Origin of the sequence: Alkalibacterium sp. MB6, assembly GCF_009935905.1 — a bacterium.
GTDB lineage: Bacteria > Bacillota > Bacilli > Lactobacillales > Carnobacteriaceae_A > Alkalibacterium.
Map to the genome: position 1 here is coordinate 1 of NZ_PREX01000031.1, position 24,070 is coordinate 24,070.

At 37.2% G+C, this 24,070-nt stretch carries 21 protein-coding genes; 2 read left to right on the forward strand and 19 right to left on the reverse strand.

Annotation, left to right across the window (positions count from 1 at the left end; genetic code table 11):
- Window positions 1-142: 142 nt before the first annotated feature.
- The 3 genes from C3945_RS10380 to C3945_RS10390 form a co-directional block, all read right to left on the reverse strand.
- Window positions 143-1,459 carry a hemolysin family protein gene (locus C3945_RS10380; protein ID WP_161879614.1) on the reverse strand — a complete coding sequence of 439 codons (1,317 nt, stop codon included), beginning with the start codon at window positions 1,457-1,459 and terminating at the stop codon, window positions 143-145.
- Window positions 1,460-1,647: 188 nt separating this feature from the next.
- Window positions 1,648-2,322 (reverse strand): YwaF family protein, encoded by a 675-nt coding sequence (locus C3945_RS10385; protein ID WP_161879615.1) that lies wholly within the window; start codon window positions 2,320-2,322, stop codon window positions 1,648-1,650.
- A gap of 119 nt (window positions 2,323-2,441) precedes the next feature.
- Window positions 2,442-3,278: a squalene/phytoene synthase family protein gene (locus tag C3945_RS10390; RefSeq protein ID WP_161879616.1), complete on the reverse strand. Its 837-nt coding sequence runs from the start codon at window positions 3,276-3,278 to the stop codon at window positions 2,442-2,444.
- 264 nt (window positions 3,279-3,542) lie between these two features.
- Between C3945_RS10390 and C3945_RS10395 the strand changes: the two genes are divergently transcribed.
- On the forward strand, window positions 3,543-4,172 hold the full coding sequence (locus tag C3945_RS10395; protein ID WP_161879617.1) for a GNAT family N-acetyltransferase: 630 nt from the start codon (window positions 3,543-3,545) through the stop codon (window positions 4,170-4,172).
- Window positions 4,173-4,221: 49 nt separating this feature from the next.
- Here the strand turns inward: C3945_RS10395 and C3945_RS10400 are convergent, their stop codons facing one another.
- The 16 genes from C3945_RS10400 to C3945_RS10475 all read right to left on the reverse strand — a co-directional run bounded on the left by C3945_RS10400 (window position 4,222) and on the right by C3945_RS10475 (window position 23,262).
- Window positions 4,222-4,839, reverse strand: a complete 618-nt coding sequence (locus C3945_RS10400; RefSeq protein WP_161879618.1) for a CadD family cadmium resistance transporter — start codon at window positions 4,837-4,839, stop codon at window positions 4,222-4,224.
- Between the two features lie 49 nt (window positions 4,840-4,888).
- Entirely contained in the window at window positions 4,889-5,968 is a 1,080-nt protein-coding gene (locus C3945_RS10405; protein ID WP_161879619.1) for a GGDEF domain-containing protein, read from the reverse strand.
- A gap of 116 nt (window positions 5,969-6,084) precedes the next feature.
- Window positions 6,085-6,993: a DUF4349 domain-containing protein gene (locus C3945_RS10410; RefSeq protein ID WP_161879620.1), complete on the reverse strand. Its 909-nt coding sequence runs from the start codon at window positions 6,991-6,993 to the stop codon at window positions 6,085-6,087.
- A 444-nt stretch (window positions 6,994-7,437) separates the two neighbouring features.
- The gene (locus tag C3945_RS10415) at window positions 7,438-7,638 is read right to left on the reverse strand and encodes a cold-shock protein (RefSeq protein WP_161879621.1); all 201 of its coding nucleotides are present in this window, start codon (window positions 7,636-7,638) and stop codon (window positions 7,438-7,440) included.
- 267 nt (window positions 7,639-7,905) lie between these two features.
- Window positions 7,906-8,100: a YwbE family protein gene (locus tag C3945_RS10420; protein WP_161879622.1), complete on the reverse strand. Its 195-nt coding sequence runs from the start codon at window positions 8,098-8,100 to the stop codon at window positions 7,906-7,908.
- A 95-nt stretch (window positions 8,101-8,195) separates the two neighbouring features.
- Window positions 8,196-9,197 carry a complex I subunit 5 family protein gene (locus C3945_RS10425; RefSeq protein ID WP_272928099.1) on the reverse strand — a complete coding sequence of 334 codons (1,002 nt, stop codon included), beginning with the start codon at window positions 9,195-9,197 and terminating at the stop codon, window positions 8,196-8,198.
- 168 nt (window positions 9,198-9,365) lie between these two features.
- Window positions 9,366-9,821, reverse strand: coding sequence for a hypothetical protein (locus C3945_RS10430; protein ID WP_161879624.1), 456 nt, complete (start codon window positions 9,819-9,821; stop codon window positions 9,366-9,368).
- A 23-nt stretch (window positions 9,822-9,844) separates the two neighbouring features.
- Window positions 9,845-10,582 carry an MnhB domain-containing protein gene (locus C3945_RS11870; RefSeq protein WP_202623353.1) on the reverse strand — a complete coding sequence of 246 codons (738 nt, stop codon included), beginning with the start codon at window positions 10,580-10,582 and terminating at the stop codon, window positions 9,845-9,847.
- A gap of 53 nt (window positions 10,583-10,635) precedes the next feature.
- Window positions 10,636-12,855 carry a glycosyltransferase family 2 protein gene (locus C3945_RS10440; protein ID WP_161879625.1) on the reverse strand — a complete coding sequence of 740 codons (2,220 nt, stop codon included), beginning with the start codon at window positions 12,853-12,855 and terminating at the stop codon, window positions 10,636-10,638.
- 199 nt (window positions 12,856-13,054) lie between these two features.
- On the reverse strand, window positions 13,055-14,410 hold the full coding sequence (locus C3945_RS10445; protein ID WP_161879626.1) for a YjiH family protein: 1,356 nt from the start codon (window positions 14,408-14,410) through the stop codon (window positions 13,055-13,057).
- Window positions 14,411-14,774: 364 nt separating this feature from the next.
- Window positions 14,775-16,565 (reverse strand): ABC transporter ATP-binding protein, encoded by a 1,791-nt coding sequence (locus tag C3945_RS10450; protein ID WP_442862178.1) that lies wholly within the window; start codon window positions 16,563-16,565, stop codon window positions 14,775-14,777.
- The gene (locus tag C3945_RS10455) at window positions 16,558-18,300 is read right to left on the reverse strand and encodes an ABC transporter ATP-binding protein (protein ID WP_161879627.1); all 1,743 of its coding nucleotides are present in this window, start codon (window positions 18,298-18,300) and stop codon (window positions 16,558-16,560) included. Before C3945_RS10455 ends, C3945_RS10450 begins: the two co-directional genes overlap by 8 nt.
- Before the next feature lie 481 nt (window positions 18,301-18,781).
- Window positions 18,782-19,786: a tRNA dihydrouridine synthase gene (locus C3945_RS10460; RefSeq protein WP_161879628.1), complete on the reverse strand. Its 1,005-nt coding sequence runs from the start codon at window positions 19,784-19,786 to the stop codon at window positions 18,782-18,784.
- Window positions 19,787-20,066: 280 nt separating this feature from the next.
- Complete coding sequence (locus tag C3945_RS10465; RefSeq protein WP_161879629.1) at window positions 20,067-20,897, reverse strand: exodeoxyribonuclease III; 831 nt, start codon at window positions 20,895-20,897, stop codon at window positions 20,067-20,069.
- Between the two features lie 108 nt (window positions 20,898-21,005).
- Window positions 21,006-22,295: an SH3 domain-containing protein gene (locus C3945_RS10470; protein WP_161879630.1), complete on the reverse strand. Its 1,290-nt coding sequence runs from the start codon at window positions 22,293-22,295 to the stop codon at window positions 21,006-21,008.
- 1 nt (window position 22,296) lies between these two features.
- A complete protein-coding gene (locus tag C3945_RS10475; protein WP_161879631.1) occupies window positions 22,297-23,262 on the reverse strand; it encodes a Gfo/Idh/MocA family protein in 966 nt (321 codons plus the stop codon).
- A gap of 192 nt (window positions 23,263-23,454) precedes the next feature.
- Here C3945_RS10475 and C3945_RS10480 point away from each other — a divergent pair, with 192 nt between their 5' ends.
- Window positions 23,455-23,895 (forward strand): phosphatase PAP2 family protein, encoded by a 441-nt coding sequence (locus tag C3945_RS10480; RefSeq protein WP_161879632.1) that lies wholly within the window; start codon window positions 23,455-23,457, stop codon window positions 23,893-23,895.
- Window positions 23,896-24,070: the final 175 nt, after the last annotated feature.

Here is a 24,070-nt window from a genome sequence, read left to right on the forward strand (position 1 = left end):
CAAAATCAGTTGATAGGGATATTAGTGATACATATTTCAATAAAATGTGCCAAAGAATTAAAGCTATGAATTATTCAGGATCTAATGTCTACTTTAAGCGTAACAACGAAAAAACCCAACACACGACGTGTTGGGGGATAAATTACTCTTCACTTGATTTTATTTTTAATAATACACTGTTAATCCGGTTATCATGAACACTTTTCACTTCAAATGTTAACTTACCATAAGATATGATAGGGTGTTCTCCAGCGGATGGAATATGCCCAATCTCATTAATGAGGAAACCGTTGACCGTATCGAATTCATCTGTTGGTAATGCCACACCTGTTAAGTCTTCTAACTCTCGTAAGCGGTAAGAACTTAGAATCAGGTATTCATGATCAGAAACTTTTGTAATTTCTTGTTTTAATGATCCCACTTCTAAGCTTTCACTAGATATATCGCCCACAATTTCTTCAATGACATCTTCAATCGTAATTAATCCTTGAGTTCCGCCATATTCATCTAACACAATGGCTATATGAGTCTGCCCCTGCCTCATTTTCGAAAATAAAACATCAATTGTCTGTGTTTCTTGAACAAATAATGGTTTACGTATAATTTTTCTTAAATCAAAATCGTTTGGTTGGCCACCGTGAATATATTGAAACATGTCTTTTGCATGAAATATTCCAACTATATTATCGATATCGCCTTCATAGACGGGAAAGCGTGTAAATCGATGCTCATTAATTTTTTCAAGCACTTCAGGAAATTTAGCATCTACAGACAAAACAACCATTTCGGTTCGGTGAGTCAAGATATTCATAGCAGACGTATCATTAAAGTCAAATATATTATGAATCATTAATTCTTCTGCTGGGTTAATGGTTCCACGCTCTCGGCCTAAATCGACAAGCAATCGAATATCTTCTTCAGTTGCTTCTTCGTTTTGGGCGTTAGGATCCGTACGGAACAATTTAAATATTAAGTTAATGGATAAAGTCAAGAATTTGACAATTGGTGAAGTGACTTTAGCCAAGAATGATACCGGCCCAATTGCTATATTAGCGATAGCTTCACCTTTTTGTAGCGCCAATTGTTTCGGGACTAACTCTCCAAAAACTAAAGTAAAATAAGACAGTAAAATAGTAATAAAAACGACTGAAATCGTATTTAAAACATTCAGATTTAGCGGAACACCTATATTATATAACGCCTGTGCCATCGGATCAGCGAAAAAATCAGCTGCGAACGCACTGGATAAGAAACCAGCCAAGGTGATGCCTATTTGAATCGTACTCAAAAAGCGACTCGGTTGTGATATTAAATGATACATTTTTTTAGCTTTTTTATCGCCTTGATCAGCTGCGCGCTTAACCTTATTGTCATTTAAATTAACAAAGGCCAACTCTGAAGCTGCAAAAAAACCGTTGATGAAAATTAAAATTATTAGTGTAACAATAGCTATCGCCATTGAAAAAACATCCTTCATATAAATAGATAAATTTTTAAACATTATACTAACTATAGTCTTTTTTTGTGAATTTGAAAAGACTTTAAACTTAAGAATTCTTAGCATTTTATAAAGGTAGAAAAATAGTCCGACACATTGGAGTTCTTTTTAATTTCATCACATTTTGACTATTAACCATTATCCTCATTCTAAAATCGTTTGGACACTCTTGTATAGGCCCACTCTCCTATGCTGAAAATAATATACGCAAAAAGGATTAAAAGAGGGATATAAATCACATCTGATAAGCTACTCAAAACCGGTTTATGCTTCAAATAGAAATAGTTTCCATCCACTAGCCAATTGACACACATCGCTACAGCTAGATACAATAAAAACCAAGGAAATACACTCTTTTTGTCTCCTTTTTGAATGACTTCTCCATAAGCAATCATACCGTAAAAGGGCAAAAGTAGTGTCACTAAATGATTAATAAAGAAACTGATACCAATAGGGTGTAACACGCCATGCACCCGACTGGGATATAAAAAGCTAGTCCAGGCAAATAAGCCAAAAAAAGAAACCACCTTAAACACTTTACTGTTCTTTGTAATCAGATAAATAATGCCTAAGATTGAACTTACTCTACTAATATGGAAAGGCAGCGATTCAGCTAAATCAAATGCCATGAAATGAAAATAAGATCCATAAAGAATAATCTGCTGCAAAATAGAAGCCATTAATATAATTAAGGTCACTACTTTTTTATTATCTACTACTTTATCTCGCTTAATAAATAAAGCTGTTCCTATCATTATTAAGCCTATCATATATAGCATATGATCCAGTCCCAATATAGCAATGTATTCTCCAAATGCTGCCACAAACTCACTCCCTATTTTGGACGCCTTTACACTAATTATACATAAAAAATGAAGAAGCCGAGGAGTTTTATTATAAAAAAATAAGCACACCAAGAGTTTACCTCCTAGTGTACTTATCTTTAGCTTCCTCTATTGAACTTTTCTTGTTCTTCTTTTACGGTTTGTTCGACTTCTTGTCGGGTCATTTTTTCTCGGCCTTTTTTCATAGCATCCAAACTCTTATGGGCAAAAGCTAGTGGTAAGCGACAGAACATTGTCGCACTTCTATCCGTTAAGGTTGCAATGTAGGCATCCGCTTTTGCTAAATTCCCTTCAGCATAGTCAAATAACTGGTCCCTAGTCCATCCGTCTGGTACAAAGCTGACCCCACGCTCTTCAAGGTCTTCTTCTTGGTTGCTTAAAATGTTAACTGCTTGTAAGCCCCTGCCGAAACCAACAGCGAGCTCATCATCCGTTTCCTGTCCGTATGACCACTCCCATACTTTAGATAAGAAGATTCCGACAATGCCAGCTACATAATAGGTGTAATCGTCAAGGTCCTCTTTCGTATGAACTTGCCAATTACGTTGAGCCCATATTCCCATGCCATAAGCCATCTCGCTGCCTACTCCCATCATTATGGGACGGGCGCCGCTTGGGCATGCTTCAATCCACTCATATAAACGAAGCGATACTTCTGGTAACTCCCCTTTTATCGGTTCAATAATTTGTAGGTACTCCTTTTTGGTAAAGCTCCTTTTGAATAAATCACTTAGTTTGATAAGAATATCATGCTTAACTGAATTAGAAATAGCTTCATGATCTTCTATTTCGTCAATTGCTCTGTAAAGTAAATATGCCGCAGCTACTGCGTGTTTCATATCCTTCTTTAAAAAAGTAATCGGTATATAGAATGTTCGACTTGTTTCCTTCAACACACGCATGGCGTCTTTTGGAAACGCTTCTTGTTTGGTCATCATTTGCCTCCTGTTTTTACCTATATAGTCATTGTAACTCACGCTAAAGGAAAGATTTTGATTATTTTAAGAATAATTGACACTATTTAATACGAACTGAATCCGCTTAAGCTATATAACACTTTACCATTTATTTCACTTAAAATAAACTAAACAATCATATGATGACAGTTTGGTTTTTGAATCTGCTTATGTATCAGAAGTATCCTCTCTTTTATTATGATAGAATTATTAACATGAACTAGTAAGTGAAGGAGGACACTAATGACTTATTCCCATCTTGATATAAGACAAATTAAAAAGAAAGATTTTAAACATGCAATGACCTTCGCTCGACAAGGCATGCATCATGATTGGTTTGTTTCAAACAAAGTGGCCTTAGCCTTATACAGTCGCTATGCTTTTTATGATGTATTATTATGCTCTTCTACTGTTATGGGAGCCTATTTAGATAACCGACTAGTTGGTTTTTTATTTGGAGAATTTAGAAATGAATCGGTTGTTTATACTAATATCAGATACAAACTATATTGTTTCCTTTTTGAAAAAATGATGCAATGGCTCGGTTATGACGGTATGGCTAACGACTATACACAGGCAAATAAGGAAATGCTGGATGATTTTATGACTCACACTCCTTATCCTGACGGTGAACTTACTTTCTTTGCGGTTGATCCTGCTGAAACAGGAAAAGGCATTGGTTCGTTACTACTCAAAGAAGTAAGCAAGAAACACCAAAATAAACTCGTTTATTTGTACACTGACTCTGGGTCAACTTACCAATTTTATCTTCACCGCGGATTTATACAATCTGGTAAACGGGACATTAAATTTAAAAATGATAATGGTGAAACGTTTCCGCTAACCTGTTATTTGTTCAGCAAAACATTATAATTAGAAAAACCACTGAAATGCTTTAAAGGCACTTCAGTGGTTTTATGTTTTAGGTTAAAATGTTGCCAAGCATTTGGAAGGTGCCGTTTTCCCACATAATGTAAATACCTAACGCAATAAACACGATGGGGATAATGAAGCGTTCGTATGTTTCCATCGTTTCTGCTATAAAGGAGATTTTGGCGATTTTATACGCACCGTAACATAGAGCATAAACGGATAGAGCGAATACGATGATAACCAAACCGATTTCGGCAACTGACAGCGATGAAAAGTAAGGGATGTAAATGCCCAAGTTATCGCCTCCAGAAGCCACAGTAATCAAAGCGACTGCCCAAGCTAAACGATTGGTCCCTCGGGCTTCTATTTTTTCAAGGACTTCCTCTTCTTCCATTTCTTCCTCGCCTACAAGTGCCACACGAATCCCTAAAAAGATGGGGATGAAGCCTAGCAAGCCAATGACCCAATCTTGAGGGATGCTATTTAATACATAAGCAGCAAGTAAGCTTGCTGCAACTAAGAAGCTTGTTCCCACATATTTACCCAAAAGAACTTGCCTGAATCCTTTACTTGAATGAACTTGCGAAAAAATAATTAACAAAATAAATAAGTAGTCGATACTGGTAGAAACATAAACAACCAGTGACGATAGCAACGTTTGTATCAAGACTAAATCCTCTTTTCAGCTTTAAGTTGTGTTCTTATTTTATGGCAGATTAATAGACTAATCTATTTCTGCCCCTCTCTTTTGCCATATATAATTTTTCGTCAGCATTTGCCATCACATCGTCAACTGATGTTGTCGTTTCTGAAAAATGGCAAATCCCTATAGAGATCGTTATGTGTAATTCATTAAGCTGGCCTACATTAAATATATGGCTTTCGATCGCTTTTCTACAGGCTTCCATGGAGTGAACAACTTTTTCCAAAGACGTATTGGGAAAAATAGCCGTAAACTCTTCTCCCCCTTTTCGAAAAATAAAGGCTTCTGAATCCACTACTTCTTCCAAAAGTCTTGCTACTTCAATTAGTACAATATCTCCGGCCTCATGCCCATAAGTATCATTGACTCGTTTGAAGAAGTCGATGTCTACCATAGCAATGGCCCATGGACTCTCTTTTACTTTTGACTTTTTAGTATAATAATCAAGGAGCTGGTAAAATTTTCTCACGTTGCTTAAGCCAGTTAAGTAATCAATCGTAGCTTCTGCTTCATACTTTCTTACGATCAGTTCGGCTGTTCGCAAATAATTCATTAGAAATAAAGCAAACAAGCCTCCTAAAATGGACACCAACCAAAAGAACACCAATATTAGTATAATTTCCGTTGTGACGTCCAATAAATTAATAAAATATAAGGTATATAAAAAGGTGGCGTAAATAACCATAATCATACCTTTTAAATAAATCGATTCTATCTTTCTCGCAAAGTACTTCATGACATACAACCCTAAAATTAAAAGGGATAAAATTAATATAGAAAAATACGACGAAATGGATATCCCAATGAAAAAACGTGCCGCAGCAATTAACAAGGCACTGAGTATAGCCGCCTTGTTATCAATAAATAAAAAGATCAAAATAATAGGAATGTAACGAAAGTCTATAAAAGTCCCTTCTACTAAAAGGATGGAAAAGTTCATCAACACATACCCCATTAATCCTCCAGAGACACCGTCATAAAGATAAAGCGTCAATGGAGAAGGATGAAACTGACCAAGTTTTCTTCTAAACGTCACATACATAAAAATAAGAGATATTAGTAAACTCACATTGATAATAAATTGATTTAACACATAAATCCTCCTGTAAAGTCTCGTTAACGAAGTCTGTTCCGTATTTAAAGTTAGTCTGTTAATCAAAAAGCAGAATGAGTTATGATTATACCACACTCATTCTGCTTGCAATTACACTACTTTATGACTTTTTTGTCTCTTCTTTTAACAATAAACCAAATAATCCAAATAATTAATCCAAGAATCATCAAGAAAGGTAATGCATAAATGAACCATATAACTGCATCTTGGATAAAGTAATAGAAGGCGTAGAAAGAATCAATAATCGCTTCTCGTGAACGTTCAAAGAACGATAACTGTTCATCCCGGGCACTTGATATTCTAGGTCGTTCAACGATTGATAGATTAACGGTTGTGAAGTCGATTAAGCTATCATAATTATCTAACTGAGATTGTAGGACTTCTCTTTCGGCAATTGTTTGACTTAAGTTGTCTTCAATTTGCAAAATATCTTCTATCGTTTCGGCTTGTTCTAATAAAGCATTCAAGCGGTCTTCTTTATTTTGTAAGACGTTAATGCGAGATTCGGTGTCTCTATAAGTTTGAGTAACATCTTCTGTCCCAATTTCTTCCATAGTCTTATGCCCATCCATGCCTTCTAAACCTGCAAGGAAATCTGATAACGCTTCGGTTGGGACCCTTAAAGTGTAAGAAATCTGACGGTAAATGGGTGTTGAAGAATTAGGATTAGATAGCCCAGATGGTTGATAATTCTGCTCATAAGAGTACTCAATGTAGGCGTTATGCTCACGGATGGTTGAAGCAACGTGATTAATAGCCTCATCGTAATGGAGTGTTTCAAAATCAACATGAACGGTTTGAATGACTTTTTCTCCAATTAATCTTTCTGCCGGGTCACCAGCGCTGTCTGCTTCTTCCCATTGTCCATAATCGGCAGAATCTTCTACCCCTACTTCTTCTGTTGCAGAATCAAAATCCTGAGAACTGTCTTCTCCACCGCTAGAACAAGCTACTAAAACTACCATTGCAAGTAAACCGATGACTAACCCTTTAAATCTTCTCATATCTCCACTCCTTCCTAAGCATTATAACGACATGATGATAAATAAGTAACAAGTGCGTTTCATTTGAATATAGTATACCTTATAGCAATGAAAAGCGCTCTCTAAAATTGCGAAACTGTTTGTTTTATATAGATAAAATACTGGATCAATCATCAGCTTTGTATTTTAATCTTATTAGTCATACTCAATCAAATTATTTTGATGAGTACGTAGAAAAGACCCCTTTTTAACCACACTCAGTCGAAATATTCTAGTGAGTTCATAGAAAACACTGCTTATTCTCCACACTCAAACAAAATCTTCTGTTGAGTATGCATAAAAGAGCCTTTAACTAAAACAAGACGGTACCCAAAGCAGTACTAGCTTTATCCATTATGTAAATAAAAAAAAGACAAGGTCGTGGATGTTCATCCACGATCTTGTCTCGTTAAAGTTTAAGGTTAATTAAGCTTTTTGTACGTTTGCTGCTTGAAGACCACGGTTACCTTCTTCAATGTCAAAAGTAACTGCTTGTCCTTCGTCTAAAGATTTGAATCCTTCAGATTGGATAGCTGAGAAGTGTACGAATACATCGTCTGCTCCGTCACGTTCGATAAATCCAAAACCTTTTTCTGCGTTAAACCATTTCACTGTACCTTGTTCCATAATTAAAAATCCTCCTCGTGCGTTTTAGCACTAAATATTTACATAATTGCTAAAGCCGATTCGGAATAAATCAATCGTTCGTACTACGTCTCTTACCAATATGTTAAACATAGTGTACCATGGAATATCCGAATCACCTAATGTTTTCTTTAATTGTTTTATTTTTGACACAATTGGCACTTAATTGTTAAAGTCTTGAGCGTTTCACTTGCTTCAGGCCAGCAAAACGACTAATTATCCGCATAAACCCTATTATTGATGGGTTTATTAATCTAAAATCTCTTTTACTCTTCCGACGATACCATTTTCCAGTCTCACTTTAATGCCATGGGGATGGGTTGGTGAATTCGTCAATAGTTTCGAGACGACCCCTTCAGTTAATTTTCCTGATCGTTGATCCTGCTTTTGAACAACCTTTACTTTTGTCCCTGGGGTAATTGCGCTTCTTTTTGTGCCGTCCATGATAGTCTCCTTTGTTTTTGGTTCTTTTGTTCAATTCATTCTAACACGAAACATCAGTCATATGATTAATTCGTTGCTTTCTCACTACTCCCTAACTAAATAGACCAATACATAAAACTAGCTAATATAATAAAATATAACACTAACGCCCTTATCATAGAATTAAATGATAAGTTAATCCCAACGATAGATGTAAATACATTCTCACTTTTTCTAATGTGCCTACTAATAAAGTAGCCTAGGGTGAGTAAGATGAGATACGTTATGGCATGTTGTAATAACCCTTGTGCAGTTAAATTTATTTGATAGTCGTATAAAAAGGTCATGATCCCTTCTCCAAATAATCCAGTTAATAAAGTCAAGGAACCAAACATTAGTGTCACCCATCTCTGACGACTCTTTGGTTCTTTGTTGTCTCTTATTTCTCTACTTAACTCATTTTCACCAACCAACATATCAGCTAGTTTTAAACTATAGATAATGGAACCTAACGTAATCACGTTGAAGAGAACATACATCGCGTTGGTGTAAATACCTGCCCCTATTAAAGCTTTTGAAATCGATCCATTGAAAAATGGCGCTCCAGTCAAACCCAATAAACCTAAAACCAGAGCTATACCTGTTACAGGTAAGGTACTCATGACTCCTTTAATTTTACTAATGTCTCTAGTTCCATAATGGCGAAGGAGGTCTCCAGTTACTAAGAATAAGGTGGATTTAAATAACGAATGAGCCAACACATGGAAAATGCTGCCCCAAAAGCCGTCCTCCGTTCCTGTTGCGACCCCGATTACGATTAAACCGATTTGAGATACAGTCGAATAAGCCAAAATCAAATAAATATCTTCTTCAATGGTTGCTCGAATGAAACCAAATATTCCCGAGATGAAGCCCATGACAAATAAAAAAATAGTGATATCTATCACGCCTGAAAACAACGTGACGACTCGAATAAAAAGATACAGTGCTGCTGCTTCATAAATACCTGAGAGAACGGCCGGAACCAAAGGTGGAGCGCTAGGCGCACTGTAAGCTTTAGGCAGCCAGCCGTGCATGGGAAATAAAGCAATTTTCACACTAACAGCTGACAACAACATGGCATAGGGTAAGATTAAGCTACGTGGATCCTAAATTAAATTGATACCTTCAGATATTAATTCAATATCTAAAACGCCAAAGGTTCTGTAGAGCATGACCGTTCCAAAGAATCAGAAGGCATCCAAAGAACCAGAAGGCAGATGAAATAACCGTCACAAATAAATAAATCATACTATTGTAAACGCTTGTTTCTCTCGATTTGATGTAATCAATAAAGCAACAACAATAGTAGATACTTCAAGCAAGACGTAAATGTTAAATAAATCATTTGTCATAAACAGGCCTAAAACAAGAGCTTCTAGTGTTAAATATAAAAAGCCGGTGTAGTTATCAAAATACTTTGAATAGTAGCCATACAAATAAAGGCCTAAAAACAATAAAGTCGTTACCCAAACGAATACAATAGTTAATTGATTAACACTTAAGGTAATAGCCACATCATTTGGGTAACCTCCTAAATGGTCAGAAATACTTCCCCACTCTTCCATTCGGTAGAATAAGTATGTCGTATAGGCTACAATCCCAATTTGTACGGCTATGACCCATTTTTTTGAATTCTCTTTACCAAATGTTAAATGAGCAATACTGATAAGTATTGGGATTGAAACTAACCAACAGAGCATAACTCTGTCGCCTCTCCTCTAAATTAATTGTCTCTGTACTTTTCATGCTTCATTGTTTGCTCTTGTGCTCCCTCATAGTAAATAAACCAGTTCACTATGACAGTCAATCCCACGCATACCTTTAATCCAATTAAGGTATTCATCAAAATTAAATACAGCTGTTGTGGAATAAGGTTTTCTAAAAATTGTAGGTTCGAAAATAAATAGACAGAGGGCACTAGTATAATAAATAAATAGAGAATATACTCCAATTTCTCTAAACGATCAATATTAAATAACTCTTTAGGAAAGGCAATATAACGACTAATAAAGAGAGTAGCCAGTATGGTTCCTCCTTGAAAACCGCCCCCCGGTGAAATATGGCCATTTAAAATCAAATAAATGCCCAACAGAAGAGTTAATGGATAAGAGACCCGTATACCCCTTAACATATGGGTAGCCCCTTCTTTATCTCCAATCCCTTTATTCTGGAAAGCATCTTGTCTCTTTTGACCGTCCGTTCCAGAAATAGTGATCACTTCCATAATACACACAAGGAGCATCAGTGCCTCAAGAATCGTATCGAACACACGAAAGTCCAAGTACATTGCAGTAACAGCATTTTCAGAACACGTTTCTATATAAAAGTTGTCAACAATCCAATCCCTTAAGGGGGAACCCATCTGCTCTGAATAACTCAAATGCAAAAAGAGGACCAAGGCTAGTCCACTAATGACTAAAGCACAATCAATATACTTTATTAACTTGCAATAGTTAGGCATTTACCTTGTCCTCTCTCATACTAGTTGGGATCTGACAAATCTTTTAAAGTAGTCTAATCTACAAATTCAATTCCCGCATAAACTGAACCAAAACGGGTGTTCACCCATTTAATTTCACCTTTTTTATTTTCTATATTTTCTGATGGTGCTTGCAGTTTAACACTATCTCCTTTTTCTAACTTAACCTTCGTTTTTATTTGAGTTCCCCCTTCGCTAATGTCCACTAAGGAGGCAGAATAATTTAAGTCATTAATAGTTACAATGCCTTCTACTTTGATTTTGTTTCTAAGTAGTAACCGCCTTTGTGTAAAAGGCACTTTCTTTGAATAACGAAGGAAATTGCCAATGATTGGAAACAGACCTGGTTTATAATTACTCTTTTCACCTATTGAACTTGTCGGGTCTGCATAGATAATTTTCACAATTTGTCTATAGGAATCAGGAGGAAGATCTATAAAGCGAATACCCACATCCACTTTGCCATTCGTAGCTGGGTTAACCCATCTTATTTCACACTCAATAGGGTCTTTATCCACTAAATTTAACAGCAGAGTTTGCTTATCTTTTTTGGGTAAATGTTCTTGAGCAACCGAAATCCGTCCACCTGTTTCACTCAAATCTATCATCGTTGCTGGAATAACGGAATCACTACCAATCGTTATATCAATAGGATGCTCAAACCGCTCAGCTGATCTATAACGTGGTCTTTCGAAGAAAATTAACATCACTATAAACAAACCAAATAAATTGAAAAGCATCCAGAAGAGATTAATATATAAACTGTTTACTTCTAAAGAGACTAAATCCGGTCTTACAAAGGCAAGAATCCCTCTCGTTATACCAATAAGTGATAAGAGCGTTAAGAGGATATGAAACCAACTGGATTTCCATAGAAAATAACGTGTATTTGTATAGACACCTTTACGAGTCACATTGAAGGAAAATTCTTTCTTGAAAAACACTTCAGAAATCATCGCCCAAGCCATAGAAGGAGCTAAGGCAATGTCATAAATATGGCTCCATAACACAGTTCGCTTTTTCTCAGAAATCAAATTGGCGAAGACTTGAGAAGATAAAAATGCCGGTAGCCAAAAGACGAGCAGCTCCAAAAACGCTGCTTCCAATACAAAAATACCAAATACTAAATAAAGGATCGGTGCCAATAAAAAGACCAATTTATAAATTCCAAAGAACCAGTAATGGACGCCATCTAAGTAGAGTAATTTTTGCAAGGCAGTCAAGCCATTTAATTTTAAGGGATTATATTTTCGCATAACTTGAACATTTCCTCGGCCCCATCGATCGCGTTGCTTTAATAAGTCTTTATAGGTTTCTGGAGCTAGTCCAACGGCGAGAACTTTATTAACAAAGACCGATTCCCAGCCATTGGCTTGTATTAACATCCCTGTGGCCATATCTTCTGTGATGACTCCCGTTGCAAAACCACCAATTTCCTCTAGAACAGAACGTCTGAAGACAGCATTGCTGCCAATATACATGGTCACATTAAACCGATCCTTTGCTTCCTCAATAAGCCGCATGAAGAAATCCAGTTCATTATTGATTCGATCGCCAGCGAATAAGTTGTATTGGAAGGAATCTTCATTATAAAAAGCTTGAGGTGCCTGAACAAATCCTGTTCGTTCATTTGAAAAATACCCTAAGGTTTCGTTTAAGAAGTTAGAACGGGGCACCATATCTGCATCCATCGTGACAATAATTTCTCCACTGGAAACGGTCATAGCATGATTCAAATTACCCGCTTTGGCATGCTTATTATCCGGTCTTGTGATATGTCTGACATTTAATTCTTCACAAAGTAATCTGACATCTTCTCTTCTCCCATCGTCACACACTAATATAGACACTTTATCTTTAGGGTAGTCAATAAGTTGAGTAGCAACAATGGTTCGTCTTAAGAGATCGACTGACTCGTTATAAGTAGCTATGAATATATCAACCTTAGGTAATGACTTCAACGCACTTATAGGCACCTCTTTACGTTTATGCTTTTTCCAAAATAGTAAACTACTGACAATATTTTGAAAAAAGCCTCCCCATTCTGTAAGTAGCAATAAAAGACCAACAAGTAAACTCAACCACCCTACTGAAGGAAGAGTATAGAAGGTCCGCCATAGCAAATAAATGATTTGAAATACTAAAAACAATGTAATAGATAGTTTCCTAGCCTTAGGTGATGTTAGACTGAATCGATAACTTATCAACAAAACTAAAGCAACAACGACTAAGTAAATGATGTGAAATGTATTCATGAGGCACCCTCTCATTCTTTGTTTCGACCTGTTATCGTCGGATTGTTATGTCAAGTTTAGCATGATATAGCCATTAAATGAAATAATTCACCACCATTTATTCGATAAGCCGCCCAACTAAAAACCCTCTATAAAAGGTAAGAGAGATGTTATCCATCTCTTTCTTCTGCAAAGGGTTCGTTATTTCAACTATATTAATTTAAAAAGCGATGATGCCCATGAACGATAATGCATACGTGATGCCCATCAATATTGGAATAGATATAATTGTGCGGAATATAAATAATTTGGCAACATCCCACATATTTAATCCGATTTTTGATTTAACTAGTACCATACCTGTTTCAGACATAAAGACTAATTGAGTAAAGGCAAGCACACCAATAAAGAAACGAGATGCTTCAGATGGCGATTCTGTTATAAAGAGGGCTGGCAAATACATATCAGCAAATCCCGCTACCGAAGCTGGTGCCATCATTTCTGCTACTGCTCTGGTGTAACCCAAAAAGTCATAGACATAAACCAATGGCGCACTAATGATATCAAAAAAGGCTGTGTATTCTGCGACAATCAAAGAAGCCGTACCAACTGCCATAATAATAGGGAGAAACCCAACATAAATATTGATGATATTGAGAACGGCCTCTCCTAACGCCTCAGTCAATTTAACTGAGTCGGCTTGATCAAGAGCTGATTCAGAAGCGTACTGTAACGTGGTTTTTCCTTTTGGTAGAACAGCTTTTTTAGGTGTTTTATCTTCATAGTATGTTGCTGGAAATTTCTTTAAGGGCATACGTGCAGTAATAAAGGCAAGAATGACCGTGACTAACAGTATTGATCCGTAAAAGAGAGGAAAGATTTGTCCAAATCCTAATTCTTGTGCAACAGCTGCAGCAAACGCGATGCCGACTACCGAAAAACTGCTGGCAATTATAAATGCTTCTCTTTTATTATAGTAGCCTCTTTGGTACTGATTATCCGTCACTACAATACCTATTGTTCCATCTCCAACAAAAGAAGCGATGGCATCAATGGTTGAGTAGCCCGGTACTTTAAACACTTTTTCCATTATAGGACCCAATATAATTCCAATAAACTCTACGATTCCAAAGTGAGTGAGTAAAGGAAGAAAGAGTATCCCAACAAAAAACGTTATATATAAGGTGGTTAACAGGCCCGTTCCCCCTGCCATTAATCCTCCTGTGTCTGGACTCAGTATCATTTGTCCCAGTGTTGTGTCAACGAACCAGTTGTTAGTCACCATAAGATAAAGAAAGGATCCCACTACTCTTAATATGATATTTATAGGAGACGCTTTGAAAATCGAATTCAGTCGCTTACTACTAGATGTATAAACTGAGAAGAGGACGGTGCCAATCAAAACAATCCATGCAGATAATTGAGTAAAGAGTATAAACTCATCTAATATAGTGCTTGTAACAAAGGTTGTAATATGAGAAATCGTAATACTGCTCTCCCCATTTATAGTAAACGGGACTAAGAAAAAGATAAATCCTAGTAGCGAAAAAATAACAAACTTAAATTTATTAGCCATTCCTGTATCCTCCTAAATTTTTCAACTTTTAAAGAATAGCATGACTAAGACTAAAACACAAGCTGTTATAAGTTTTTTATGCTTTTATTGTGTATATTTTGTATAAACATCCTTTATATTGTTTAAAGACACACTATTCAGTTATTCTATGCAAAAAAAGCAAACCCGATACTTACTATCAGTATGAAAATCAACTTAATTATAAAGGTTACTCCTAACACACTTAAGTAAAATGACTCTGTCTCCTTCTTAATAGAAAAAGATCTCTTTTCCTGAGTCTTTGTCGGATTTCCGTTCTAGGTTTAAATAAAAAAACTCGCAAAGCCGTTTGAATCAACTTTGCGAGTTTATATATGTTAGGTTGCTAGTCATTAAACTGACTTTGGTAAAGTTGCGTGTAAAAGCCTTTCTTCTCCAATAACTCTTCATGATTGCCTTGTTCAATAATTTGTCCGTTATTCATGACTAAGATACGGTCAGCATCTTGAATAGTGGATAAGCGGTGAGCAATGACAAAACTGGTTCGCCCTTCCATTAACCGGTCCATCGCTTTTTGGATAAGTATCTCCAGACGCGTGTCCACTGAACTGGTCGCTTCATCTAGAATGAGTATCTTAGGGTCAGAGAGTAGAGCCCGTGCAATAGTAAGCAACTGCTTCTGTCCTTGAGATATATTTGAAGATTCCTGATTCATGACTGCATCATACCCACTCGGGAGGGTTCGTATAAAGTGATCAACATTGGCCACTTTTGCTGCTTGAACAATGTCTTCATCTGTAGCGTTTAAGTTGCCAAAACGTAAATTCTCTTTTATGGTTCCTTCAAACAACCAAGCATCCTGTAAAACCATTCCGAACTGAGAACGATAATCTTGACGAGATAAGGCATTGACTTCTGTTCCGTCTATCATGATTTCACCTTTATCTACGTCATAAAATCGCATTAGTAAATTAATTAATGTTGTTTTGCCGGCACCTGTCGGACCAACAATCGCAATTCTTTCCCCAGGCTTCACATCAACATCAAAGTTTTGAATGAGGGGATTATCTTGGTCGTAACTGAAAGAGACATTTTCAAAAGAAACGTGCCCTTCAACCGGTATTTGAATCGTTTGATTATACTCTTGATTTTCATCTGCTTCATCCAATAATTCCGTTACACGGTTAATAGCGGCTGAGGCACTTTGAATCAGTCCTGACAATTGGGAAATCATCTGCATGGGCTGATTCACTTGCCAAACATATTGCGTGAAGGCTTGCAAGTTACCAATAGTCATCCGACCCGCAATAGTCAATAATCCTCCGAACAGAGCGATAATGACATAGGCACTATGGGCAACAAAGGTAATCAGTGGACGAATAAGTCCAGAAGTGAAGCTGGCTTTAAACCCTGTCTTACTGAGTTGATCAGTAATTGTTCTAAATTCTTCCCTAGCCTTGTCTTCTCGACCATACAATTTAATTTCATTAAATCCAGTTAAATTCTCTTGAACAAAGCCATTCATTCGCCCTAATATGTCGGCTTGGTCTTTAAAATAAGGTTGAGACTTATTAATAATCAGCTTAGCAATGATGCCTGATAGTGGAATCACCACAATCATGACCAACGCAAATTGCCATTGAATCCATAGCATCATCAAGATAACAAATATGAGTTGTAAAATCGCATTAACTATTTGTAAAAGTGACACTTGGAACGCATTTGATATCGTATCAATATCATTTGTTATACGGTTCAATATATTTCCAAATTGATGTTTATCAAAATAAGACACTGGCAATCGGTTCATTTTGTTTGAAATTTCTGTTCGTAAGTCATAGGTCATATTCTGAACAGCTTCTGTCATAAAATAATTTGAACCAAAAGTGGATCCATGATTAATTAATCCTCGTATGAAATAAATAACTAAGACGGTATAAATATAAGAGTAATTTAAGCCCGCACCCTGAACACCGTTCATCATATCCATGACATTAAAGCCTATCTCTGTAATAATTAACCCAAAGATAAAGGGCTCCAGCACGTTAGTTATCACTTGAAGGATAACAAGAAAAAGAGAAAAGAACAGTCGGCCTTTGTATTGATTTAAATAGGGCCAAATCCGTTGAAAGCTTTCAATGATAGACGCATCTCTTTCCATAGGAATCTTACGCATCGACTTCACCTTCCTGTTCTTCTTTTAATTGAGAAATCGCAATTGCTTGATAAATCTCACTGCTTTGGAGCAATTCTTCATGCGTGCCACGTCCTACAATTTCACCTTTTTCTAATACGATAATTTGATCCGCATTTCGAATGCTTGAAATGCGTTGCGCTACGATGATGACAGTTGCATCACCTGTAATCTCTTTCAAGCGGCGTCTCACTTCCGCATCAGTTTTGTAATCCAGTGCAGAAAAGCTATCATCAAAAACGTAAATAGCGGGTTCTTTTACAATCGCTCGTGCAATTGACAACCGCTGTTTTTGCCCCCCGGACAGATTACTTCCCCCCTCACTTAAATAGGAGTGGTACTTCTTATTCATTCTTTCAATAAAGTCTCGGGCCTGCGCTACATCTGAAGCTGTATCTAAATCAAGTTCAGTTGCATCATCTTTACCGAACCTTAGATTATCTCCAACGGTCCCTGTAAAGAGAAGAGCGCGCTGTGGTATAAAACCAATTTTACTGCGCAAAGCATCCAGATTGTAATCACGAACATCAACCCCATCGACTATAATGCTTCCAAACGTCACGTCAAAGAAACGAGGAATTAACTGTACCAGTGTCGATTTCCCACTACCTGTACTTCCTATAAAGGCAACTGTTTCTCCAGGATTAGCTTTAAAGCTAATGTCATGCAAAACAGGACTTTCCGTTTCTCCAGGATAAGCAAAAGATACTTGGTCGAACTCTAAATAACCTTTTGTTGTTGTTTCAGTAACGCCATCTGCCTTGCTTTTTATTGATATAGGCATGTCTTGTACTTCTTTAAGACGTTTGGCTGATACACTTGCTCTTGGATACATCATGAAAATTTGAGAAAACATTAAGACTGAAAATAAGGCATGAAAAGCATACTCGACAAAAGCGACTAGAGTCCCTACCTGCATTTGTCCCGCTTCTATTGGTCCCAAAGAGAAAACGAATATAGCTATAACAACTAAAGCCATAATATGGAAAAACAAGGGCATTGCTGTAGCCATTAGCTTATGCAAAGAACTTGCTGTATCTGCGTACTCTTGATTGATTTCAGAAAATTTCTCTTCTTGATACTTTTCTCTGGAAAATGCTCGAATCACACGGAGTCCCGTTAAATTTTCCCTTGAATAGGTATTTAACTTATCCAATAGAGTTTGCATTTTGTTAGATAGAGGTCCTGATTTTACCGCGATAATGTAGATAATAAACAATATGGGGGGAAGTGCAGCGACTAATATCCAAGATAAAGATGGGCTGGTGGTAATGATAAGGAAAATACTACCGACAAACATAAGCGGTGTGTTGAACCCGATTCTTAAAACCATCTCCACGAATTGCAAGATAACGAACGCATCATTCGTGATACGTGTCACCAAAGAGGGTATCCCTATCGTTTCGTATTCCTCATGAGAGAATTCATTTATTTTGTCGTAAAGATCATTTCGAATATCTTTCGTTGCTTCATTAGTCAATCGACTAGAGGCATAAGTTAATACAATATTACCCAGTAAACCAAAAATAATCACGACCACCATGATCGCTATAAGAAAATACAATCGATTTCTGTCTTGGTTTACTAATGCATCATCGATAATTTGAGCCAATATGGTGGGTAACCCTAAGTTAACCACCACAAAACAAATGGCCCCAAAAAAGTTCAATGATAATAATTTTTTGTGCCTTTTAACATAACTCCATACGTATAACATGAAAAACCTCCTTCTACATAAATAAAAGCCGCTGCAAAGACAGCGGCTTTTAAGCATTATTAAATTTTAGCACGTCGGGGGGTTAAGTCAAGGTTGTTTTGATTTTTTTAACTTTGAATAATTCAACTTGTGACTTTTAGTCTTTTTAACTCTTTTAATTAATGTTTGTACAGTCTTTGACCTGCTTGTTCAATGAATAGTATTAATTCATTAATCGAAGTCGACTGGTCTGACACTCAAACCCGTTTATCTTCCTACTCACGCATTTCTCCATGATTGAGTGGGCAGTTAAAGCCATTTATCTACTCGCTCACTACCATGACGATGAATGAGTGGGCAGTTAAAACTGTTTGTCTTACCACTCAAAAGCTTGAAAACTGCTGAGTGGGCAGTTAAACTCATTTTCCAACCAAAAAAGAACGCTCAATCTCTAGTGATAACTTGATGGTCACTGAGACGAACGTTCGCCTGTTTAACAATTTTATTGGTTTGCGTATTCTACTGCTTCTTGTTCATCCAGTTGCTTTTGTTTTTCTTCAAAAGCATCTAATAACACTTTTACTTCATCAGTTGTTTGTGTTTCCATTAATTGCTGTCTTAATTCGCTTGCTCCACGCATCCCTCTCACATAAATTTTGAAAAATCGTCTTAAGGGTTTAAATGCTCGTGGTGTATCTTGGGTGTAAAAATCAAACAGTTCTAAGTGTCGTCTTAGCAAATCAAGCATCTCTTCACTTGAGTGTTCTCTTGGTTCTTTTTCAAAGGCATGAGGGTTCGTGAAGACACCTCGACCAATCATGACTCCGTCTACACCATATTTTTCGACAAGTTCTAGACCCGTTTGTCGGTCTGGTATGTCTCCATTAATCGTCAGTAATGTATGAGGAGCGATCTCATCTCTCAATTTGACTATCTCTGGAATCAATTCCCAGTGAGCATCTGCTTTACTCATTTCTTTTTTCGTTCGTAGATGGATAGAGAGATTCACAATATCTTGCTTGAGTAAGTGAGTAATCCATTCACGCCATTCGTCAAGGTTTGTGTAACCTAGCCTCGTCTTCACACTGACCGGCAGTCCACCTGCTTTAGCCGCTTCGATTAGTTCAGCCGCAACTTCGGGTCTGCGAATCAAGCCGCTTCCTTTTCCTTTACCAGCAACGTTGGGCACAGGACATCCCATATTAATATCGATTCCTTTAAAGCCTTCTTTAGCCATACCGATACTCATTTCACGAAAATGTTCTGCCTGGTCTCCCCAAATATGAGCCACTATCGGTTGTTCATCTTCAGTAAAGGTTAAACGTCCTCTCACGCTGTCATGACCATCTGGATGGCAATAACTAACTGAGTTTGTAAACTCAGTGAAAAACACATCTGGTCTGCCCGCTTCACTAATCACGTGACGGAATACCACATCAGTGACGTCTTCCATCGGTGCTAAAATGAAAAAAGGTTTAGGTAAGTCTTTCCAAAAGTTTTCTTTCATATTTAAAATCCTCTCAATAGTAAAGTTACAGTGAATACAATGTTGCTATAGCTGAGTATAGTCTTCTTCTCTTTAGTAAGCTGTTTAACTGTCTAACCTTATCTATTTTAAAGAATCTTAGTTTTTTGTCAACTAGTGATGACAAACTGCCATCATTTATTCAACTCTTGTTACTGTTTACGAAGAGCTTCTAACTACTTTCCGTTCTTGTCTTTTTAAGGTAAGAAAAAGACTTCCTACAGTTTATGTAGGAGGTCTTTGGTAGTTAACAGCACATCATTTAACCCAAATCAATTTCAAACAACAATGGTGTATGATCTTGTCTTGATCCCGAGTCAATCATTTCTGATTTCAGTACTTTATCAGCTGCTCGATTGCTGACTAGCCAGTAATCAATTCTCCAACCAGAATTATTTACCTTACTTGTGACTGCTCGCTGATTCCACCAAGAATAGACGCCGGTTACATCCCCATGAACATGGCGGAATGTATCAGTGAAGCCTCTATCTAACAATTTAGTGAAGCCTTCGCGCTCTTCATCAGTAAAGCCAGCAGATAGACGATTACTCTTGGGATTAGCCAAGTCAATCTCTTTATGAGCAACGTTGAAGTCTCCTGTCGCAATCACTACTTTTTTCTCATCTAATGAAGCGAGGTAGTCTGCATATTTTTCATCCCAAAGCTGGCGCTCTTTTAATCGGACCAAACCAGAACCGGCATTTGGAGTATACACTTGAGTCAAATAGAACTCATCAAATTCAAGGGTGATAATGCGTCCTTCTGAATCCATGGTATCCGGCGCTCCTATAACAGGAAAATCAACTGTCGGTTTTAAGTGGTTTTTATACAAAAACATTGTGCCAGAATAACTTTTTCTTGCAGGTTCTTCGGACAGCCTCCAAACCATTTCATAATCTGGAAACTTTTCGTTTAAGACATCCATGTGTTTTTTTGACGGACCTGTTCTTGGTAACTTTGTTTCTTGAATAGCTATAACATCCGCATCATGTGCGATAACAGAATCCAGTGTTTCGCGAGTAAGTAGTGCTCGGGCAGAGTCACTCGTTAAAGCTGCATTTAATGAATCAATATTCCATGAAATAAACTTCACTATTATTCTCCTTTTCCTCTTGAATCAATTCTCTACATATAAGAGTACCATTATTTTAAAAGGTTCGAAACTATTTTCATTAGAAAAGCACATTCGAACCTGGCCTCTTTACTGATAGATAACCAGCCCGGGTTGAGGATTAAGGTCCATTACTTCTTCTGGCGTCATTAAAGGATTGTCATAGTGAACTCCCGGCCTATCTGAGTAGTAATACCATAATTTAAAGCCTTTAAAGGGAATGTTAGTTGCTCCAGCATTTCTATCATGAGTGGCTCGTTTCCCGTCAGGTGATCCCCAGCCAGATGTGTTATGAACCGGAATAACTGGCCCATCATCCACGGATACCTCTTCAATATTATGAATCATACTGTCAATAAACTGATGAAAGACGAACTGTCTATGTCCTTTAATGTTCCTCTCTTCCATATAAGCTCGCATCGTGTCTTGTATACCATTTATCTCTTCGCCAGTTAGATGGCCGACCTCTTGCATCGGTCGATCGGTACGCCACTCTGGATCAAGAGCTAAATGAACGTTAGGGTATCTTAAAAAGCTTATCAGTTCATTTATCGCAAACTGGGGTGAATGCTTGCCTATTTGGTGATCCAAATAAATGAGGATTCCATTTTGATAAGCTGTCTCGATATAAGATAAAGCTAAATCATAGCTCATCGGATTAATTTCTCCACCTGGTTGAACCGTCCCGTATACTAAATAAATAGCTGGTACAGCCCCCTTCTCCTCGCTTGTCTGACTATAGGTTTCAGTTGTCTCTTTCAAAAGAGGGATTAATTCTTCAACAGAATGACGCCCAACAATCCCCATGATTTCTGAATGTGGATGTCCGTAGTAAGCGACGACTGTGTTTTCTTCAAATAAAGTCGGTGATGTGAAAAATTCATTCAACTCTTCATCTTCAAATAATTCTGGAGATGAATACAATTCATTGATATCAGTCACTGTGTATTCAGCGGAAATCCAACCTTCTATACTATTTTCAGGGTTAAGGGTTTGGACTTTGTACCAAGTCGACTCATCTTGTTCCACTTCTTCAAGTACGAGTACTTCTTTCCCTTTGACTAGACTTCCCAATGATTCGCTATCTTCATGACTGTCTGATCGAATCGTTAGTCTATCGGCAGTGATGTAAACATAAGGTTCTTGCTCTTCTTCGTTTTCTGTTTCTTCTATTTCTGTTTCTTCTTCAGGTTCTTCTGTTTCTTCTTCAGTATCGTCTGACGAGTCCAAGTCACCCGTTTCATTTTCTTCCTTATTAGTCTCATCAGCTACTTCATGACCAGTAGAGTCGCTAACCTCTTCTTGATTAGTGCATGCAGACAATAGGATGACTGCAGATAAGCTCAGTACCCATTTATTTAAATCGGAACAATTTACCATTTTATTTCAATTCCTTAGGATAAACTAAGCCCATCTGCTTACGACACTCATCCAGCAAAGCCATGACATCAATGGTGCTTTTTGCTGATATTTTTTCACCTTCTGTTTTGCCAGAACGAATTTCAGCTGCGACATTAGAGAATTGCTTTCCATATAGGAGGTCATCTGTCGTATAGACTTCTTCGCCTTCATTTGTTTTTAAGATAGCCTTTTTAGCCATATGGAATTGTGGGACAGAAATCGTGCCTTTCGATCCTTTTATTTCAAAGTAGTGTCCATTTTCATTAACCATGGATATGTGCATATGTGCCTTAAAACTTGGATAATGGAACGTCACGTCTTCTTCGTGGTCGACTTCTTTCATAACGGCATCCACTTCAATCGATTCTGGCTTACCAAACAATTCATAGCAGTACCTTACATTATAAATACCCAAATCCATTAACGCACCACCGAGCATATCAAGTGTCGTCAACCGAGGATTATCCGAGTGTTTAAGTAAAGGAACCGCAAACGCACTATCAACTGATTTAATGTCGCCAATAACGCCTGAATTTACCCACTTTTTCACTTGTAAGGCAGTGTCATTATGCCAAGTCCACATCGCTTCAGAGACATAGACACCTTTTTCTTTGGCATAATTAAAGAGTTCTTTTGTTTCTTTTTCATTGAAAGTAAAAGGCTTCTCACACAGAACGGGCTTGTTAAGATCAATAGCTAGTTTAGTGAAATGAGCATGCTGATCCCCATTCACATTAACATACACCCCTTCGACTCCCGCTGCACTTATAGCTTCCTCAGGTGTATCGTAAACCGTCCCACCATAAGTATTAGCAAAATCTTCAGCTTTGGAGCGTGTTCTGTTCCAAACGGCTACAATCTGATTGTCTTCAGTCTCTACTAATTCTTTTGCAGTCGTGTGAGCGATGCCTCCACATCCAATGTAAGCCCATCCAAATTTCGTCATCCTTAAAACCTCCATCAAATTAAATTCAAGCATTTCTATGTGTCTATTATAACCAGACTTTAGCAGAATAGATATTCTTATTGTGTTTATTTTTATGGTTTTTCCTTCATAAACACTAGCTTGAAAAATCTATCATTTAACTAGCTAAAATGATAAACTGTGTGTATAAACTAAAATTAGGGTGTTAAGCAAATGAATGCAAAAGTCATCAATTTATTAAACCGTCTCATCACTTATTCAGTATATGCTCTTTATCCCATTGTTCTCATTGGACTTATTTGGACTCGTGACGAAAGAGCGTGGCGAGTTTTCCTCGCCCCAGCTATTTCCTTTATATTGGTGAGTGTCTTTAGAAACCTAATCAATGCCCCGCGCCCTTATGAAGTGAACGATACTGTGCCGCTAATTAATAAAGACACGAAAGGTAAATCCTTTCCTAGCCGTCATGTCTTTTCTGGCTTTGTCGTCGCATCAACTCTTTATTTTATTTCTCAACCATTAGGGATAATACTACTTCTAGCGGGCGTACTGTTAGCTTTTTTAAGAGTCATTGGCGGGGTACATTTCACACGAGACGTCATTGCCGGCGCGATTATCGGTATTGTTTCGGGGTTTTTAGGTTATTATATATAAACTAAAAGCGAAGCTCCTCAGTCACCTAGACTTGGATCTTCGCTTTTTGTTTAATATAAGAAATGGATTAAACCACCCATATCTTATATAATACATCACTAGTGTTGCATAAAACTTAGAATAAATGATTTTCATACATTGTTACTTTCATCACAAGTAGTTTTCGTTAAAATTT